Annotated in this window: 18 protein-coding genes and 1 pseudogene; 13 read left to right on the top strand and 6 right to left on the bottom strand. The window is 63.7% G+C overall.

What is annotated here, in order from left to right; translation table 11 throughout:
• The first annotated feature begins 280 nt into the window (after positions 1-280).
• Positions 281-1,081: an ion transporter gene (locus Q8O80_RS07170; protein WP_305578423.1), complete on the top strand. Its 801-nt coding sequence runs from the start codon at positions 281-283 to the stop codon at positions 1,079-1,081.
• Between the two features lie 90 nt (positions 1,082-1,171).
• Positions 1,172-1,717: a dihydrofolate reductase family protein gene (locus Q8O80_RS07175; protein WP_305578425.1), complete on the top strand. Its 546-nt coding sequence runs from the start codon at positions 1,172-1,174 to the stop codon at positions 1,715-1,717.
• Between the two features lie 28 nt (positions 1,718-1,745).
• Here the strand turns inward: Q8O80_RS07175 and Q8O80_RS07180 are convergent, their stop codons facing one another.
• A complete protein-coding gene (locus Q8O80_RS07180; protein ID WP_305578427.1) occupies positions 1,746-2,195 on the bottom strand; it encodes a MarR family winged helix-turn-helix transcriptional regulator in 450 nt (149 codons plus the stop codon).
• 75 nt (positions 2,196-2,270) lie between these two features.
• Here Q8O80_RS07180 and Q8O80_RS07185 point away from each other — a divergent pair, with 75 nt between their 5' ends.
• Positions 2,271-2,807, top strand: coding sequence for a cytochrome b (locus Q8O80_RS07185; protein WP_305578429.1), 537 nt, complete (start codon positions 2,271-2,273; stop codon positions 2,805-2,807).
• A gap of 7 nt (positions 2,808-2,814) precedes the next feature.
• Here Q8O80_RS07185 and Q8O80_RS07190 read toward each other — a convergent pair whose 3' ends face one another.
• A complete protein-coding gene (locus Q8O80_RS07190) occupies positions 2,815-3,420 on the bottom strand; it encodes a chloramphenicol phosphotransferase CPT family protein (RefSeq protein ID WP_305578431.1) in 606 nt (201 codons plus the stop codon).
• Between the two features lie 4 nt (positions 3,421-3,424).
• Positions 3,425-3,958 (bottom strand): inorganic diphosphatase, encoded by a 534-nt coding sequence (ppa, locus tag Q8O80_RS07195; protein WP_305578433.1) that lies wholly within the window; start codon positions 3,956-3,958, stop codon positions 3,425-3,427.
• Positions 3,959-4,095: 137 nt separating this feature from the next.
• On the opposite strand from ppa, the gene Q8O80_RS07200 reads away from it, so the two are divergent.
• On the top strand, positions 4,096-4,644 hold the full coding sequence (locus Q8O80_RS07200) for a hypothetical protein (protein ID WP_305578435.1): 549 nt from the start codon (positions 4,096-4,098) through the stop codon (positions 4,642-4,644).
• A 59-nt stretch (positions 4,645-4,703) separates the two neighbouring features.
• Here the strand turns inward: Q8O80_RS07200 and Q8O80_RS07205 are convergent, their stop codons facing one another.
• The 3 genes from Q8O80_RS07205 to Q8O80_RS07215 form a co-directional block, all read right to left on the bottom strand.
• A complete protein-coding gene (locus Q8O80_RS07205; RefSeq protein ID WP_305578437.1) occupies positions 4,704-5,600 on the bottom strand; it encodes a hypothetical protein in 897 nt (298 codons plus the stop codon).
• 43 nt (positions 5,601-5,643) lie between these two features.
• On the bottom strand, positions 5,644-6,618 hold the full coding sequence (locus Q8O80_RS07210; protein WP_305578439.1) for a DMT family transporter: 975 nt from the start codon (positions 6,616-6,618) through the stop codon (positions 5,644-5,646).
• A 106-nt stretch (positions 6,619-6,724) separates the two neighbouring features.
• Complete coding sequence (locus tag Q8O80_RS07215; RefSeq protein WP_305578441.1) at positions 6,725-7,654, bottom strand: tyrosine recombinase XerC; 930 nt, start codon at positions 7,652-7,654, stop codon at positions 6,725-6,727.
• Positions 7,655-7,806: 152 nt separating this feature from the next.
• On the opposite strand from Q8O80_RS07215, the gene Q8O80_RS07220 reads away from it, so the two are divergent.
• The 9 genes and pseudogenes from Q8O80_RS07220 to Q8O80_RS07260 all read left to right on the top strand — a co-directional run bounded on the left by Q8O80_RS07220 (position 7,807) and on the right by Q8O80_RS07260 (position 17,186).
• Positions 7,807-8,130 (top strand): hypothetical protein, encoded by a 324-nt coding sequence (locus Q8O80_RS07220; RefSeq protein WP_305578443.1) that lies wholly within the window; start codon positions 7,807-7,809, stop codon positions 8,128-8,130.
• A 64-nt stretch (positions 8,131-8,194) separates the two neighbouring features.
• Positions 8,195-8,872: a L,D-transpeptidase gene (locus tag Q8O80_RS07225; protein WP_305578445.1), complete on the top strand. Its 678-nt coding sequence runs from the start codon at positions 8,195-8,197 to the stop codon at positions 8,870-8,872.
• A 79-nt stretch (positions 8,873-8,951) separates the two neighbouring features.
• Positions 8,952-11,120, top strand: coding sequence for a primosomal protein N' (locus tag Q8O80_RS07230; protein WP_305578446.1), 2,169 nt, complete (start codon positions 8,952-8,954; stop codon positions 11,118-11,120).
• A gap of 221 nt (positions 11,121-11,341) precedes the next feature.
• Positions 11,342-11,884 carry a F0F1 ATP synthase subunit delta gene (locus Q8O80_RS07235; protein ID WP_305578447.1) on the top strand — a complete coding sequence of 181 codons (543 nt, stop codon included), beginning with the start codon at positions 11,342-11,344 and terminating at the stop codon, positions 11,882-11,884.
• Complete coding sequence (gene atpA, locus Q8O80_RS07240) at positions 11,884-13,419, top strand: F0F1 ATP synthase subunit alpha (protein ID WP_305578449.1); 1,536 nt, start codon at positions 11,884-11,886, stop codon at positions 13,417-13,419. The genes Q8O80_RS07235 and atpA overlap by 1 nt, the downstream gene beginning before the upstream one ends.
• Positions 13,420-13,443: 24 nt before the next feature.
• Complete coding sequence (locus Q8O80_RS07245; protein WP_305578451.1) at positions 13,444-14,328, top strand: F0F1 ATP synthase subunit gamma; 885 nt, start codon at positions 13,444-13,446, stop codon at positions 14,326-14,328.
• Between the two features lie 37 nt (positions 14,329-14,365).
• Positions 14,366-15,793: pseudogene (gene atpD / locus Q8O80_RS07250) on the top strand (F0F1 ATP synthase subunit beta); the annotation flags it as partial.
• Between the two features lie 59 nt (positions 15,794-15,852).
• A complete protein-coding gene (locus Q8O80_RS07255) occupies positions 15,853-16,278 on the top strand; it encodes a F0F1 ATP synthase subunit epsilon (RefSeq protein WP_305578455.1) in 426 nt (141 codons plus the stop codon).
• A 311-nt stretch (positions 16,279-16,589) separates the two neighbouring features.
• A complete protein-coding gene (locus tag Q8O80_RS07260) occupies positions 16,590-17,186 on the top strand; it encodes a hypothetical protein (protein WP_305578457.1) in 597 nt (198 codons plus the stop codon).
• Positions 17,187-17,193 lie beyond the last annotated feature (7 nt).

A 17,193-nucleotide genomic window follows, 5' to 3' on the forward strand; every position in this document is an offset into this window, starting at 1 on the left:
GCCGGGTGGAAGTTCGTCTCTTCCACAGGTTCCAGTCCGGCCGTGTGGGGGCGAGCGATCCCCGTGCCGCCGTACAGTTCCAAAAACCGGCGCCCCGAGGCGGTTTCCGTCTCACTATTCTAAATTACCAGAGGCGAAACCCGCCTCGGGGCCCGCTCCTGTTGTGACAACCGCGATGCAGGCGGCGATGACGGCTGCGCCATGGCCGGCCCCAAACCCCTTGACGAATCCCGCGCCCTGGCCTCTGCCTCGTGCGGCAAAAATCCGGAGATTGCCCGCCATGCGTCAGGCGCTTGTTCATCTGCTCAGTTCCCGCCGCTGGGAGCAGGCCATCGTGGCCGTCATCCTGCTCAATTCGCTGGTGCTGGGGCTGGAAACCGATGCCGGGATCGTCGCCCGCTTCGGCCCGCTCCTGCAGGCGCTCGATACCATTATCCTCGTCATCTTCGTGGTCGAGATCGCGCTGCGCCTGTTTGCCTTCGGGCCGGCCTTCTTCCGCGATCCGTGGAGCCTGTTTGACTTCTTCGTCGTCGCCATTGCCCTGGTGCCGGCCAGCGGGCCGTTCCAGGTGCTGCGCGCCCTGCGCATCCTGCGGGCGCTGCGCCTGGTATCGACGCTGCCGGCCCTGCGCCGCGTCGTCGGCGGGCTGGTGGCCGCCCTGCCGGGCATGAGTTCGATCATCATGCTGATGGGCATGCTGTTCTATGTGGCGGCGGTGATGGCGACCAATCTGTTCGGGGAGCAGTTTCCCGACTGGTTCGGCAGCCTGGGCGCCACGCTCTATACGCTGTTCCAGGTGATGACGCTGGAAAGCTGGTCGATGGGCATTGTTCGGCCGGTGATGGAGGCCTTTCCGCTGGCCTGGATGTTCTTTGTGCCCTTCATCCTGCTCTCGACCTATGCGGTGCTCAACCTTTTCATCGGTGTCATCGTCTCGGCCATGCAGGAGGAAACCGAGGCGACCGCCACCGCCGACCGGCAGGCCCTGCATGACGATACCGTCCATATCCTTGCCGAACTGCGCGCCCTGCGCGCCGAGGTGGCGGCCCTGCGGCAGGAGCGCCCGGGCAGCGCCGACTGAGAGGGAAATCTGCCTTGTCGGAACGCGGCCCATCGCTTCGTCATAATAGCAACGGGCGGCCAACGGGGCCGCGCCAACAGGGAGAATTTGATGCGTAAATTAATGGCGGGGCTATTTCATTCGATTGACGGCGTGGTGGAGGCGCCCAATCTCTTTCAATTCGACAGCTTTGACGACGAGCTGGGCGTGCTGCTGACCGGCGTACAGGAGCGGGTCAGCGACGTGCTGCTGGGTCGGGTCGGCTACGAGGAATGGAGCCGCTACTGGCCCAATGCCCAGGTCGACGATGACTTTGCCCGCTTCATCAATGGCGTGCCCAAGCATGTCGCGTCCGATACGCTGAGCGGGCCGCTGGGCTGGAACAATGCCAGGCTGATCGATGGCGACCTGCTCGACTTCGTGCGCGGGCTAAAGCAGGGAAGTGGCGGTGAAATCGCCGCCATGGGCGGCATTTCGCTGGTGCGCCAGCTGCTGTTTGCTGGCCAGCTCGATGAGCTGGTGCTGATCACCCATCCGGTGATTGCCGGCAACGGGCGGCACCTGTTCGAGCCGGGTGATCCGACCACCCGGCTGGCGCTGGTGGACAGCCAGGTTACCAGCAAGGGCAATGTGGTGCAGACCTATCGGCTGGCCTGAGACGGGTCGGGTGGCGCCGGGCTGGCGGCTATTTCTGCGCGGCTGCCTCGTCGGCCTCAAGCGCGGCAATCACCTGCAGCAAATGGGTGAGCAGCGCCTGCTGCTCGGCGGGCTGCAGATTGGCCATCGCCCTGGCATTGTTCTGCTCGACCACGGTTTGCACGCGGTTCAGTTGTCCGCTGGCCAGCGGCGTCAGCGCCACCAGGGCGCTGCGCCGGTCGGCCGGGTCGGGCCGGCGCTGCACCAGGCCGTCGCGCTCCATGCGCTTGAGGGTGGCGGCCATGGTGGGCTGTTCGACGGCGGCGTGCTGCGCCAGCGCCTTTTGCGTCATGGCCGTGCCATCGGCCAGCGCAAACAGCACCGGCAAATAGGCGGTGGCAATGCCGGCGGGCGCCAGGCGGCGCTCAATGGCCCGGGTAAACAGCCGGGCCGCCCAATTGCTCAGATAGCCAATGGAAGTCTCGCGCGTCAGGGTCATCGGTGTTGCTTGTCAGTCAAATACATAGTGTGCTATGTATAGGCCGTCACTGACGATCATGGCAAGGAGCCGGTAATGTCGCTCACCAGCACGCAGACCCGCTATGGCTCGGTGGCCATTGCCATTCACTGGCTCACCGCCCTGGCGATATTGGCCATGTTGATCAGCGGAATGAACGCCGCCAACACGACCGATCCAGCCACCGAAATGACGCTGTTGCGGGCGCACGCGGTGATGGGCGTGCTGATCGGGGTGCTGACGATTCTGCGGATTTTCTGGTTCGTGCTGTTTGACCAGCGTCCCCCCGCTGTGACGGGCATGTCGCGGTTCCAGGCCATCGCCTCGCGCGGGGTGCATGGCGCGCTCTATCTCGTCGTGCTGGTGATGGTGGCCAGCGGCATCGCCACGCTGCTGCTCACCGGCGCCAATCTGCAGGTGTTCGGCACGGTGCCGCTGCCCTTGCCCGAGTTTGGCGCGGTCGCCCCGTTCAGGGTCCATGATGTGCTGTCCAAGGTGCTGATTGCGCTGCTGATCGGCCATATCGGCGCGGCGCTCTATCACCAGTTCATCGTGCGGGACCGGGTGATGGCCCGCATGGGGCTGGGCCGCTAGGGCAGTTTCAGACCTGCGCCGCCAGACGCGTAAAGGCCGTGAACGGACCGCCGGTGGCCAGGGCATTGCCGATGCGGGTGGCGCAGGCTGACGGCGTCATGCTCCCGGTGTCGACCTCGAGGTCATAAATGCCCGGGTCATGCACGGCGTCCTGCCAGCGCTGCACCGGCGCGGGCACACCGTCGCCCTTGGCGTACAGGCTGCCCGGGTCGGCGTTGCGGCGCGCCATGATCGTCTCGATCGGGCAGCGTACGCCCACGAACAGCACGTCGAACCCCGCCAGCAGCCGGGCGCAGGCGGGCAGGATGCCGAGCGGGGTCGAATAGCTGTCGTGGTGACCAAGGTCGGCCACCACGTCAAAGCCCCGCCGGGCATAGGCGGCGATGGCCTCATACAGCGCCCCATAGAGCCCGATCACATCAGCCTCCAGCTCCGGCCGCTCCCCACCCGGCCGCAAACCTATCCCCGGCAGCAAAGCTTGAGGTAGACTGCGGTTCTGGGCATCGACGCCCAGATTGATCCAGTGACCGGGCAGGGTGTCCTGCATGGCGCGAACAATGGAGGATTTTCCCGACCGCGGTGCGCCATTGAGGATGACGATGCGACCGTTCACCGGCCTAGAGGGCGTTCTTGTGCATGGCAATGGAGTCGAGGATCACCTTGCGCGCATCCTCATAGCCGCCGACATGGGAGATCTTGGCCCATTTGCCGGGTTCGAGATCCTTGTAGTGGGTGAAGAAGTGCTTCACCCGCTCGACCTGGATGGCCTGCATGTCGGTGACGTCCTTGATCTCGTCATACATGCGGGTGAGTTTCTGCACCGGCACGGCAAGGATCTTTTCGTCCTGGCCGCCATCATCTTCCATGAACAGCACGCCGACGGGGCGGCAGCGCACGACGGCGCCGGGAACCAAAGGCCGCGAATTCATCACGATGACGTCGAGCGGATCGCCATCGCCGCACAGCGTGTGGGGCACAAAGCCGTAATTGCCGGGATAGCGCATCGGCGTATAGAGAAAGCGGTCAACAAACAGGGCGCCGCTGGCCTTGTCGATCTCGTACTTGATCGGCTCGCCGCCCATGGGGACTTCGATAATGACATTGAGGTCGTCAGGCGGGTTATTCCCGGTGGGGATGGCGTCGATATTCATCTGGCTTCAGGTCTCGTTCAGCAAGGGGGCCACAAAGTGGCTGCGTTGTGCCCATAATGGCCCGGCAAAGGCAAGCGCGTTTGGTGCATAGGCGCTGCCGCAAAATGTTCGTGTTTCCTACGCGCCCCGGAGCCAAGATGAAACCCTTTGTATTTGCAATATTGGCCGTACTGGCGCTGGCCGGTCCCGCCCAGGCGCAATTTACCAGCGCCTATACCGATCTCGATCTGGATAACGATTGCCTGGTGCTCGATGCCGATGACTTCGGCGTCAGCTGGTCCTGCCCGGGCTACAAGGGCTATCCGGTCCATGTCAGCGAGGGCGATCTGCGTTTCACAATCGTCTATGGCTTCAATATCGACAAGGAGCCGGGCGGGCAGACCCTGGGGCCGTTCAACCGGCTCGGCGACACGCTGGAGTGGCGGTTGAGCAAGGCGTCGGGGCGCTGGCTGCCGGTGGCCACCATTGTGCGCTACCACATTGCCGATATCGACACCGGCGTCGATAGCGGCCAGGTGCTGGTGGTGACGCAACTGGCCGAGGGCAATAGCTGCCATATCGCCTATGTCGACGCCCGGGCCAATACCAATGCCAATGAGCTGGCCCGGGCGGCGGCTGATCGGGCCGGCAATTTCGATTGCGGCACCGACACCATTGCCACGCCGGGCACATTTGCCGCCTGGTAGCGCCGCGCCCGGTCAGCCGGGCGCGTTCAGGGCGTTTTCAGCGGAACGGTGAAATGGTCCTAGCGCAACATCACCAGGCCAGCCTCATAGGCGGTTCGGCAGTCGGTGGCGTCGTGTTCACTGTCGCTGTCCAGCAACGTCGGGGCCGCGCCGGGGCCTTCAAAGCGCGGGTCGTCGCATTCGCCATCAAGGGCATAGCTCGAACTGTCGTCACCAAAGATGATGCCGGTGCTGTCATAGGGCGCGCCGGCGGCATAGTCGGGCCGATAGAGGGTACGGATGCTGACCTCGCCCCGCGCCTCGAGCGACTGGCAGTCATTGGCATCGGCCAGCATATCGTCGGCCAGCAGCTTCTTGTCAGTGCCCGGACCCTCAAAGCGCGGGTCGTCACATTCGCCGTCATAGGCATAGACGCTGGTGTCGCTGCCATAGTCAAAATCGACAAGGGCGGGCCCCCCGGCCGATGCCAGCGCGATCGTGCCCTGTTCAAAGGCGGCGCGACAGTCGCTGGCGTCGTGCAGCCGGCTTTCCGGCGAGGGCTTGGCGGTCATGCCGGCGCCGACGAAATCGGGGTCGTCGCATTCCCCGTCATGGGCCCATTCCCCCGAATCATCGCCAAATATGATGCGGGCGACGCTGCCTGTATCGCCTGTCGCTTCGCTGGCGTCACCGGGCGCGATCAGCGTCAGCCTGCCCTGTTCAAAGGCGGTGCGGCAGTCGGTGGCGTCGTGCAGCCGGTCGGCTTCGAGCAGTTCGGCTGCCGCAGCGGGGCCGGTGAAGCGCGGGTCATCGCACTCGCCGTCATGGGCCCACTCGCTGGCGTCGTCGCCAAAATCGATCGGTTCGGCGGGGGCATTGGCGGCAGCTTCATCCTGCGCCAGGGCCGGGGCAACAGCGCCAGCCGCCAGCATCAGGCTCAGCGCCGCGCTGGTGAAAACAGTCTTCCAGGCATTCATCGGTGGTCCCTTCCCAGATCAATCCGCAAGTGCTTGCACTACATTAGAGGGGCTTGGGGCTGTCCAACAGCCCCGGCGGGAGGAATTCTGCGCGTGCCTGCCGCTCGGCGCGGGTGAACAGCACTGAACCGGTCAGCACCAGCGCCGTGCCGATGGCATGAAACAGCGTGAACGGTTCGCCCAGCACCCAGACGGCGATGATGATGGTGACAATGGGGCCGAAGGCGCCCGTCGAGGCGGTGGCCCGGGCGCCGATTCGCGCCATGCCCGCATTCATCAAGAACGAGGGCAGCACGGTGCCCAGCAGACCCAGTGCCAGCCCGTAGCCCCAGATTTCCGGCGCCAGGTTTCCATAGCTGGCGGGGCCGGCCACAATCAGGTTCTGGGCAATGGCGACCACGGCGGCGGTGGACATGCCGATACAGGTGAACAGGCCGGCGCCGATCAGCAGCATCTGCCGCTTGGCCAGGTGTTGATACAGCGCAAAGCTGATGGCCGAGCCCAGCACCAGCAAGGTGCCGGTGAGCAAGCCGTCCGGGCTGATCGCCAGGTTCCAGCCGAAAATCACCAGCAGCCCGGCATAGGACACCAGCATGGGCGGCACGACGCGCCAGGCCATGCGATCGCCAAAGAACCAGACGCCAAACAGCAGCACGAAGAAGGGATAGGTGAACAGCACCAGCCGCTCATATTGCGCGGTGAGGAAGTTCAGGCCCAGAAAGTCGAGATAGCTGGAAAAATAGTAGCCCAGAATGCCCACGGCCATGCTGGCAAGCACGACCGGCAGGGTGAGCAGGCGGCGCAAGTTATCCTCGCGCCGCAAAAGGGTGTGCATAATCAGCAGATAGACCGGCAGCGCCACCAGCATGCGCAGGCTGAGCAGCATCTCGGTGGAGACGCCATGAGCGTAAGCGAGCTTGATGAAAATGCCCTTGGTGGAGAACAGCACGGCGCCGGCTACGGCCAAGCTGTAGCCGAGCGGGTCGTTGACGGGGGCGATGGGTGCGGACGGGTTCAAGAGCGGCTCATTTGCCGAGCATTATCGCAGCGGCAAAGCGTGGCCGACAAGTCGGGCCAGGCGAAAACGGTTCGGCAGTTTGGGTGGCGAGAGATTGAGTGTGGTGTCAGCCGCGCGGATGGGCGTTGCGGTAGCTTTCGAGCAGCCGCTCGGTGTCCACGGCAGTGTAGATCTGGGTCGAGGAGAGGCTGGCATGGCCGAGCAATTCCTGGATAGCGCGCAAATCCCCGCCCTTGCCCAGCAAATGGGTGGCAAAGGAATGGCGCAGCGCATGGGGAGTGGCCGAGGGTGGCAGGCCCAGCGCCCCGCGCAACTGGGCCACCCGCAGCTGGATCAGCCGCGGCGACAATACCCCGCCCCTGACGCCGCGGAACAGCGGTTCTTCGGGCCAGGATTTGAACGGGCACAGGTCGAGATAGAGCGCGATGGAGCGCCGGACGGCGGCGATCAGCGGCACCATGCGGGTCTTGCCACCCTTGCCCGTCACGCGCAAAACCTCGGTTTCGAGATCACTGCGGGTCAGTGCCAGTGCCTCGGCAATGCGCAGGCCGGCGCCATAGCACAGGCTGAGCACCGCCATGTCGCGGGCCGCCACCCAGGGGCGGTCTTCCAGCTCATTGGTGGTGGCGATGGTGGCGCGGGCCTCGATGACGGTCAGCGCCTTGGGCAGGGATTTGGGCAGCTTTGGCGTGCGGATCACATTGAGCGCTTCGGTGGCCATAACCCCTTCACGCTCGAGGAAGCGGAAGAAGCTCTTGAGTGCCGAGAGCACCCGGGCCAGCGAGCGCGATCCCAGGCTCTCGCTGCGCCGCTGCGCCATGAAGGCGCGCACATCGGCGCCGCGCAGCTCCTTGAGCGTATCGAGGGATACCGGGCCGCCGGTATGGCCGGCGAGGAACTGCAGGAATTGATCGAGATCGCGGCCATAGGCGTCGAGCGTATTGGCGGCCAGCCGGCGCACCGAGCCGAGTTCGCGCTGCCAGGCACTGATCCGGGCGCGGATAAACTCGTCGGTGGCAAAAGCGGAATCGACCATGGCAGCAATTTCGGCCTGCAGAGTAAACCTGAGCTTAACACAGCCGGCCCGGATCGTCCTGGTGTTGCATATCAGCAGCAGCCCGAACCGGGCCGTCAACACACCGGCGTGAGGGCCTTCCGCGCCAGCGCCAGCCGCGCTATGGCCACGTTATGAAACGTCTTTTGGGCATTGCTGTGTTGATCCTGGCGTTGGCCGGCCTGAGCGCCCCCAGCCTGTCGCTGGCTGCCGGTGTCTCCAGCGCGATGTGGTCAGCGGGCCATAGCCAGGTTTCCGCGACGACCCCGACCAAGGTGGTGACTTGCAAATCGCTGGGCGGCAAACGCGTGCTGCCCTGCCATCCCGATCAGGGTGTGATGACGAGCGCCACGGTCGCCGGCGGCGTGACAAGCCATGCCGACCTGCGCCGGCTGGTGGCGCTGGCTGCCGCCGCCATTGAGCCGGAGGCCGAGCTGCCACCGCCACGAGGGGCCTGATCGTTCAGCGTTTCATCCTTCCCGTTTCTGCGGCCCCCGGGGCCCCAATCTTCGAGTTCTCGATATGACCAGTCTTTCCGTAGGCCGCCGCCAGTTTCTGGCCGGCGCCGCCAGTCTTTCTGCCCTGGCCCTTGCCGGCTGCGCTACCACCACGCCACAGCGCGTGGCGGTTGATACCGGTCCGGTCCGCCATCCAGTGCCCCCTGACGTGCAATTGATGTACGGCGCGGTCTATGATGAGCCCTACTTCCTGCGGGCCGCCGACATGTCGCTGGTCGATCCGATCTATTGGCGCCAGACAGTGGTCGACCCAACCGGCGAGAAGCCGGGCACGGTGGTGGTCGATACCGCCAGCCGTTTCCTCTACCATGTGGGCCAGGATAACCTTGCCACGCGCTACGGCGTTGGTATTGGCCGGGACGGCTTTGCCTGGGCCGGCCGCGCCCACATCGCCTACAAGAAGTCGTGGCCGACCTGGACGCCACCGTCCGACATGATCGACCGCCAGCCTGAACTGGAACAATATCGCCGGGGCATGGAGCCGGGCCTCGACAATCCGCTCGGCGCACGCACGCTCTATATTCATCAGGGCAATGTCGACACGATCTACCGTATCCACGGCAATCCCGATGAGCGCTCGATCGGACAGGCTGTGTCCAGCGGCTGCGTCCGGCTGCTGCAGCAGGATGTGATCCATCTGGCCGAGGCGGTGCGGAGCGGCTCGACCCTGGTCGTGGGTTAGCCCGGCGCCAAACCCGCGTCGGCACTGTCGCAGAATCACCACGCGCTCCCTATGTTCACAGCGAACAGAACGGGCACAGATGGAACAGCGTCCAGATATAGTCGCCGTCATGGTGGGGGTCGCCGTTGACGGCCCCTACAGCTATCGCGTGCCGGCGGGCATGGCGGTCAGCCGCGGCTCGATTGTCTCGGTGCCGCTGGGGCCGCGTCTGGTGCTGGGCGTGGTCTGGGGGGCGCCCAAGGACATGGTGGCGCATAACCGGCTGCGCGATATCGCCCATGCCTATGATGTCCCCCCGCTCAGCGAGGAGCTGCTCAAGCTGGTGGAGTGGGTAGCCCGCTACACCCTGGCCGCCCCGGGCCAGGTATTGCGGGCGGTGTTGCGCTCGACCGAGGCGCTTGATGCGCCCCGGCCGGTGCTGGCTTTCCGCCGTACCCGCAGCGAGCCCGACAAGCAGACGCCGGCCCGGCTGCGGGTGCTCGAGGTGCTGGTGGACGACATGGCCTGGCCCAAGGCGGCCCTGCTCCAGGCTGCCGGCGTGTCGGCGTCGGTAGTCGAGGGGCTGGAGCGGGTCGGGGCCATCGAACGGCTGGAACTGCCGGCGCCTCCCATTGTCGAGCCGCCCAATCCGGAGGCGGCAGTGGCAACGCTGTCGGCGGGCCAGCAACAGGCGCTCGAGCAGATCCTGGCGCTTGATGCGCAGCAGTTCGGCGTGGCGCTGCTGGATGGCGTGACGGGCGGTGGCAAGACCGAAGTGTTCTTCGAGGCGGTGGCCGATACGCTGCGGGCGGGGCGGCAGGCCCTGATCCTGCTGCCCGAGATCGCCCTGACCAACAGCTTTATCAGCCGCTTCACCAAGCGGTTTGGCACGCGGCCGGCCGAATGGCACTCCGATATGACGCCCGTGCAGCGGGCCAAGGTCTGGCGTGGTGTGCTCGATGGCACGGTACGGGCGGTGGTGGGCGCGCGTTCGGCGCTGTTCCTGCCGTTTCGCGAGCTGGGCATGCTGGTGCTCGATGAAGAGCATGACGGCGCCTATAAACAGGCCGATGGCATCACCTATCACGCCCGTGACATGGCGGTGGTGCGCGCCCATCTGAGCAATGCCCGGGTCATCCTGTCCTCGGCCACGCCATCGGTGGAAACCCGCAACAACGCCAATGGCGGCCGTTATGCCCATGTGCTGCTGACCTCGCGCTATGCCGAGGCGGCGATGCCCAATATCACCACCATCGACATGCGAATCGATGGCCCGGAAAAGGGGTCGTGGATTGCGCCCCTCCTGGCGCGCGAAGTATTCGGGGCGCTGGACCGGGGCGAGCAGGCGCTGCTGTTTCTCAACCGGCGCGGCTATGCGCCGCTGACGCTGTGCCGCTCCTGCGGGCACCAGTATCAATGTCCGGACTGTTCGGCCTGGATGGTCGAGCACCGGTTTCGTGGCGTCTTGATGTGCCACCATTGCGGGCACGAAGTGCGCACGCCCACGGTCTGTGGCGAATGTGGCGCGGCCGATGCCCTGATCGCGGTAGGGCCGGGCATCGAACGGGTGGCCGAAGAGGCGGCGGCGCGCTTCCCCGATGCGCGTCGGGTGATTCTGTCCTCGGACATGGGCAGCACTGCCCAGCTTAAGGAGCGGCTGGCCGAGATCGAGCGCGGCGAATTCGATCTGATCATTGGCACGCAGCTGGTGTCCAAGGGCCACCATTTTGAAAAGCTCACCGTGGTGGGGGTGCTCGATGCCGATCTGGGGCTGGCGCATGGCGATCCGCGCGCGGCCGAGAAGACCTTCCAGATCCTGACCCAGGTGGCGGGGCGCGCCGGACGCGCCTCCAGGAATGGCAAGGCGTTCCTGCAGACCTATCACCCTGATCATGCGGTGATGCGGGCCATGGTCAGCGGCGATCGCGAGGCGTTTTACGCCCATGAGCTGGCGGCGCGCGAATCTGGCGGGTTGCCGCCCTTTGGCCGGTTGGCGGCTCTCATCATTTCGGCCAATGATCATGACGTGGCGATGGGCTTTGCCAAAAAGCTGCTTTCGGCAGCGCCGATGGCCGAGGGCGTGCGCCTGTTCGGCCCCGCCGACGCCCCCATTGCCATGGTGCGCGGCCGCTACCGGGTGCGGCTGCTGGCCCAGTCGGGCAAGGATTTTGACCTCTCGGGCTATGTCCGGTTCTGGCTTGCCTCGGCCGACAAGGTCAGCGGCAATCTGCGGGTTCAGGTCGATATCGACCCGATGAGCTTCATGTAGGGCCAGCCTGCGACACTTTCGCCGCATTTGAATCATGCCCCTAAGCCTTGCAAGGCCCGCGAGCCTTGTGCTAGAGCGAGCGCGACTTTGAAGGGGGCTCCGGACGTCCTCTTTTCCATTCAAGAACAAGCGTCAGCGACCGCCCGGGTTTTCCAACCAGATCAGGCGGCAAGCAGGCAGGCAACCAAGAGGGTGATGCGGCATTGGCAGCGCAGAATTCAGTGCTTACCCAGATTGCTCGGCCATATGCGTCGGCGCTGTTTGATCTCGCCAGCAGCGAGAACCAACTGGCATCGGTTGAGACGTCACTTTCCGACATCTCCCGTCTGATCGGAGAGAGTGCAGATTTTGCGCGCTTCCTGCGTTCGCCCGTGATTTCCGCCGACAACAAGGCCAGTGCACTCGATGCGCTGCTTGCCAAGGCGACGACCAATGAACTGGTCGGCAATTTCCTGCGGCTGGTGGCTCAGAATGGCCGCCTGTTTGCGCTTGATGCCATCATTGCCGGGTTTCGTGACCTGGCCGCCAAGGCACGTGGCGAAACGACGGCGGATGTGACCTCCGCAGCGCCGTTGAACGCCGATCAGATTGCCGCACTCGGCGAGACGCTCAAGGCCAAGATCGGCAAGACCGTCACGCTCAATCAATTTGTCGATCCGTCCTTGATTGGCGGCCTTCAGGTGAAGGTCGGCAGCCAGATGATCGACTCTTCGCTCAAGACAAAACTCGCTGCGATGAAGATCGCCATGAAAGAGGTCGGATAATGGACATCAAAGCCGCGGAAATTTCTGCGATCCTCAAGGACCAGATCAAGAATTTCGGCCAGGAAGCCCAGGTTTCCGAAGTCGGTCAGGTGCTTTCCGTCGGTGACGGTATTGCCCGCGTCTATGGTCTGGACAATGTGCAGGCTGGTGAGCTCGTCGAGTTCCCGGGCGGCATCAAGGGCATGGCCCTGAACCTTGAAACCGACAATGTCGGTGTCGTGATTTTCGGCAATGACCGTTCCATCAAGGAAGGCGATGTCGTCAAGCGTACCGGTTCGATCGTGGATACCCCGGTCGGCATGGGTCTGCTGGGTCGCGTTGTTGACGGTCTGGGCAACCCGATCGACGGCAAGGGTCCGATCGAGCATACCGAGCGCAGCCGCGTTGACGTCAAGGCGCCTGGCATTCTGCCCCGCAAGTCGGTGCATGAGCCGATGTCGACGGGCCTCAAGGCCATCGATGCGCTGATCCCGATTGGCCGTGGCCAGCGCGAGCTGATCATTGGTGACCGCCAGACCGGCAAGTCGGCCAACATTCTCGATACCTTCCTCAATCAGAAGCCGGCGCATGACGCCAATGCTTCGGACACCGAGAAGCTCTACTGCATCTATGTGGCGGTCGGCCAGAAGCGCTCGACCGTGGCCCAGTTCGTGCGTCAGCTCGAAGAAGCCGGCGCGCTGCAGTATTCAGTGGTGATCGCGGCAACCGCTTCCGATCCGGCGCCGCTGCAATACATCGCCCCGTTCACCGGTTGTGCCATTGGCGAGTTCTTCCGCGACAATGGCAAGCATGCCGTGATCGCCTATGACGATCTGACCAAGCAGGCCGTTGCCTATCGTCAGATGAGCCTGCTGCTGCGTCGTCCACCCGGTCGCGAAGCCTATCCCGGAGACGTGTTCTACCTGCATTCGCGTCTGCTTGAGCGTGCTGCCAAGCTGAACGAAGCGCACGGTCTGGGTTCGCTGACCGCGCTGCCCGTGATCGAGACACAGGCCAACGACGTGTCGGCCTATATCCCGACCAACGTGATTTCGATCACCGACGGCCAGATCTTCCTTGAAACCAATCTGTTCTTCCAGGGCATCCGTCCTGCCGTGAACGTTGGTCTGTCGGTGTCCCGCGTGGGGTCCTCGGCACAGGTCAAGGCGATGAAGCAGGTTGCCGGTTCGCTCAAGGGCGAGCTCAGCCAGTATCGCGAAATGGCGGCCTTCGCCCAGTTCGGTTCCGATCTGGATGCGGCGACCCAGCGTCTGCTCAACCGTGGCGCGCGGCTGACCGAGCTGCTCAAGCAGCCCCAGTTCAGCCCGCTCAAGATGGAAGAGCAGGTTGCGGTGATCTTTGCCGGCGCCAATGGCTATCTCGATAGCATTGCCGTCAACAAGGTGAGCGACTTCGAGCAGACGGTGCTGTCGGCGCTGCGCGGCAAATATGCCGAGCTGCTCTCGACCATCGCCACCGAGAAGGCCCTGAGCGACGACACCCGGGCCCAGCTCAAGTCCGCACTTGACGAGATCAAGAAGACCTACGCGGCTTAAGGCCAGCAGGGAGATCGACGGCCAATGGCTTCGCTAAAGGACCTCAAGAACCGGATCGACTCGGTCAGATCGACCCAGAAGATCACCAAGGCCATGCAGATGGTTGCGGCGGCCAAGCTCCGCCGTGCCCAGGAAGCAGCCGAGGCCGCGCGCCCCTATGCTGAACGCATGGGCAAGGTGCTGGCGGCGCTCGGCGCCGTTTACGAAGGTCAGGAAAACGCCCCTTTGCTGCTTGGCGGCACGGGCAAGGATCAGGTGCATTTGCTGGTGGTTGCCACCGGTGAGCGCGGCCTGGCTGGCGGCTTCAACTCCTCGATTGCCCGTCTGGCGCGTGAACATGCGGCCAAGCTGCTCAGTGAAGGCAAGACGGTCAAGATGCTGACCGTGGGCCGCAAGGGCCACGATATCCTGCGCCGGCAATATGCCGACAACATCGTCGACACCTTCAATTTCCGCGAGATCAAGCGGGTCGGATTCGTCCAGGCCCAGCAGGTCACGGACAAGGTGCTCGAGATGTTCAACGCCGGCGAGTTCGACGTGGCAACGCTGTATTTTGCCAAGTTCGGCAGCGTGATCAGCCAGGTGCCAACGGCGCAGCAACTGATCCCGGCCAAGCTGCCGGCCAAGGCAGACGGCGCCGTCGAAGCGTCGGCGATTCCCTACGAATATGAGCCGAGTGAAGAAGCGATCGTGGAAGATCTGCTGCCGCGCAATATTGCGGTGCAGGTGCTGCGGGCGCTGTTGGAAAACAGTGCTTCGTTCTATGGCGCGCAGATGTCGGCAATGGACAATGCGACCCGCAATGCGGGTGAAATGATCGGCCAGCTGCAGCTCAGCTACAACCGTCAGCGCCAGGCCCAGATCACCAAAGAACTCATCGAAATCATTTCGGGCGCGGAAGCGCTCTAAGCAATCGAAGCGAAGGACGAAACAAATGGCAGAGAAAAAGGCCGGTCGCGTATCGCAGGTCATCGGTGCCGTCGTGGACGTCGTGTTCGACGGCCATTTGCCCGCGATCCTGAACGCCCTCGAGACGACCAATAATGGCCAGCGTCTGGTCCTGGAAGTGGCGCAGCATCTGGGCGAAAATGCCGTGCGCACCATTGCCATGGACACCACGGAAGGCCTCGTGCGCGGTGCCGAAGTGACCGATCTGGGCAGTGCCATCACGGTTCCCGTCGGGGAAGAAACCCTGGGCCGCATCATGAACGTGATCGGCGAGCCAATCGATGAGGCCGGCCCGATCGGCTCGTCCGTCAAGCGCGAAATCCACCAGGAAGCGCCAGCCTTTGCCGAGCAGAACCCGGAAAGCACCGTGCTGGTTACCGGCATCAAGGTGGTTGATCTGATCGCCCCTTATGCACGCGGCGGCAAGATCGGCCTGATGGGCGGCGCCGGCGTGGGCAAGACCGTGCTGATCCAGGAACTCATCAACAACGTCGCCAAGGCGCATGGTGGTTATTCGGTGTTTGCCGGCGTGGGTGAACGCACCCGTGAAGGCAACGACCTTTACTACGAAATGATCGAATCGGGCGTGAACGTGAACCCGGCCGAGAACAATGGTTCGGCCGCCGGTTCCAAGTGCGCGCTGGTGTTCGGCCAGATGAACGAGCCCCCAGGCGCCCGCGCCCGTGTGGCCCTGACCGGCCTGACCATTGCGGAAGATTTCCGCGACAAGGGCCAGGACGTGCTGTTCTTCGTGGACAATATTTTCCGCTTTACCCAGGCTGGCGCTGAAATGTCGGCTCTGCTGGGCCGTATTCCGTCGGCTGTGGGCTATCAGCCGACGCTGGCCACGGACATGGGCGCGATGCAGGAACGCATCACGACCACCAATAAGGGCTCGATCACCTCGGTGCAGGCCGTGTACGTGCCCGCCGACGATTTGACCGACCCGGCCCCGGCGACCTCGTTTGCCCACTTTGACGCCGTGACCGTGCTGAACCGCGCGATCTCGGAAAAGGGTATCTATCCCGCCGTGGATCCGCTGGCCTCCAACTCGCGCATTCTCGATCCTTTGGTGGTCGGTGATGAGCATTATCAGGTGGCCCGCCGCGTGCAGGAAGTGCTGCAGAAGTACAAGGCGCTGCAGGACATCATCGCCATTCTGGGCATGGACGAGCTGTCGGAAGAAGACAAGCTGGTCGTGGCCCGCGCCCGCAAGGTTGAGCGCTTCATGAGCCAGCCCTTCGACGTGGCCGAGGTGTTCACCGGCACGCCAGGCGTGTTCGTGTCGCTTGAAGACACCATCCAGGGCTTCAAGGGCCTGGTGGCCGGTGAGTATGATCACCTGCCCGAAGCTGCCTTCTACATGGTCGGCACCATCGAAGATGCCGTCAAGAAGGCCCAGAAGCTGGCGGCCCAGGCAGCCTAGTGCATTGTTCGGGCTTGCCGCACGCGGCAAGCCCAACCTTCCGTTAAGGGACCAAAATCATGGCTGAAGGCCTCAAGATCGAGATCGTGTCGCCAGAGCGCCTGGTGCTGTCGGAAGTGGTGACGTCGGTCACCGTGCCGGGTAGCGAAGGCTATTTTACCGTGATGCACGACCATGCGCCGTTCATGTCCACGCTGCGTTCGGGCTTCATCACCGTGAACGGGCTGAATGGCCGCGACGAGATATTCTTCGTCAAGGGCGGGTTTGCCGATGTGTCACCCGAGGGTCTGACGATCCTGGCCGAGCAGTCCGCGCCCTTCGTCGAGTTCGATCACGCCGATCTGGCTGAACAGATCAAGGCGGCCGAGGCCGAACTGGCAACGGCAGCCACGCCTGAAGACAAGTCCTACGCCCAGGAAGTGGTCAGTGCGCTGTTGAACCTGGCGATCGAAGCTGGCCAGATCAATGGTGGTCACGTCCACTAGGACGCCCGCACCACCACCCCAATTTTGCGCCCGTGGATGAAAATCCGCGGGCGTTTTCGTTGGTCCTTGCCCTGAAGGGGCCCGCGCCATTGCGTCGGCAAGTCCAGCGCCATAGCGGGGAGGCTGATCACCAATCAAGGACTGGCGGGCCAGCTCCTGGCCGTGGTTGACCTGCTTGCTCCGCGACCGTGTCCAGCAGCACAGCCCTGACGGATTTAAGTTCCTCGGTGAGAGGCTTTATTGAATGTTTACTGTCATACCTGATGCTTGCCTTCAAGCCGCCATTGTCGGCGGCAGAGGAGGACACTTTTATGACGACCCATTCCTTGCGGTATCTGAGTCTGGCAGGCCTGAGTTTTGCCGCCCTGCTGGCAACCAGTGCCACAGCGCAGGCGCAGGACGAATTCACCGCGCCCTTGACCGCGCTCGCCAGCAGCGACATTGCCGCCTTGGCCAGTGATCCGGTGCTGATCGACGCCATCAAGGCGCAGAATGCGATCTCGGGCAGCTATGATCAGGCCAAGATTGACGCACTCGATGCCCAGTGGCGTGCTGAGGTGGATGCGGCCAGCAAGCCATTGATCGATGCGACACTGGGCAATGCCGCGTCGAAGTATCTGGCGGGCGTGCAGGAAGAGGCGATGGGTAAATATACCGAGATCTTCGCCATGGATGCCAAGGGCCTCAATGTCGCCCAGAGCACGCTGACCTCGGATTACTGGCAGGGCGACGAAGACAAATTCAGTGCCAGCTTCGGTGCAGGCGCCAATGCTGTCCATATCGGGGAGATCGAGCAGGACGAAAGCACCCAGGCCTTCCAGAGCCAGGTGTCGATCCCGATCAGTGACCCCGCAACGGGTGCACTGATTGGTGCCATCACCGTCGGTGTCGACGTTTCGATGCTCTGACTGCAAT

The organism is Devosia sp. (genome assembly GCF_030689745.1).
Taxonomy (GTDB): domain Bacteria; phylum Pseudomonadota; class Alphaproteobacteria; order Rhizobiales; family Devosiaceae; genus Devosia; species Devosia alba.

Coding starts and splice junctions, on each gene's coding strand:
- ppa (WP_305578433.1), bottom strand. CDS start 3,958: ATGAATATCGACGCCATCCCCACCGGGAATAACCCGCCTGACGACCTC.
- Q8O80_RS07180 (WP_305578427.1), bottom strand. CDS start 2,195: ATGACCCTGACGCGCGAGACTTCCATTGGCTATCTGAGCAATTGGGCG.
- Q8O80_RS07185 (WP_305578429.1), top strand. CDS start 2,271: ATGTCGCTCACCAGCACGCAGACCCGCTATGGCTCGGTGGCCATTGCC.
- Q8O80_RS07175 (WP_305578425.1), top strand. CDS start 1,172: ATGCGTAAATTAATGGCGGGGCTATTTCATTCGATTGACGGCGTGGTG.
- Q8O80_RS07255 (WP_305578455.1), top strand. CDS start 15,853: ATGGCTGAAGGCCTCAAGATCGAGATCGTGTCGCCAGAGCGCCTGGTG.
- Q8O80_RS07215 (WP_305578441.1), bottom strand. CDS start 7,654: ATGGTCGATTCCGCTTTTGCCACCGACGAGTTTATCCGCGCCCGGATC.
- Q8O80_RS07170 (WP_305578423.1), top strand. CDS start 281: ATGCGTCAGGCGCTTGTTCATCTGCTCAGTTCCCGCCGCTGGGAGCAG.
- Q8O80_RS07260 (WP_305578457.1), top strand. CDS start 16,590: ATGACGACCCATTCCTTGCGGTATCTGAGTCTGGCAGGCCTGAGTTTT.
- Q8O80_RS07205 (WP_305578437.1), bottom strand. CDS start 5,600: ATGAATGCCTGGAAGACTGTTTTCACCAGCGCGGCGCTGAGCCTGATG.
- atpA (WP_305578449.1), top strand. CDS start 11,884: ATGGACATCAAAGCCGCGGAAATTTCTGCGATCCTCAAGGACCAGATC.
- Q8O80_RS07245 (WP_305578451.1), top strand. CDS start 13,444: ATGGCTTCGCTAAAGGACCTCAAGAACCGGATCGACTCGGTCAGATCG.
- Q8O80_RS07230 (WP_305578446.1), top strand. CDS start 8,952: ATGGAACAGCGTCCAGATATAGTCGCCGTCATGGTGGGGGTCGCCGTT.
- Q8O80_RS07220 (WP_305578443.1), top strand. CDS start 7,807: ATGAAACGTCTTTTGGGCATTGCTGTGTTGATCCTGGCGTTGGCCGGC.
- Q8O80_RS07200 (WP_305578435.1), top strand. CDS start 4,096: ATGAAACCCTTTGTATTTGCAATATTGGCCGTACTGGCGCTGGCCGGT.
- Q8O80_RS07225 (WP_305578445.1), top strand. CDS start 8,195: ATGACCAGTCTTTCCGTAGGCCGCCGCCAGTTTCTGGCCGGCGCCGCC.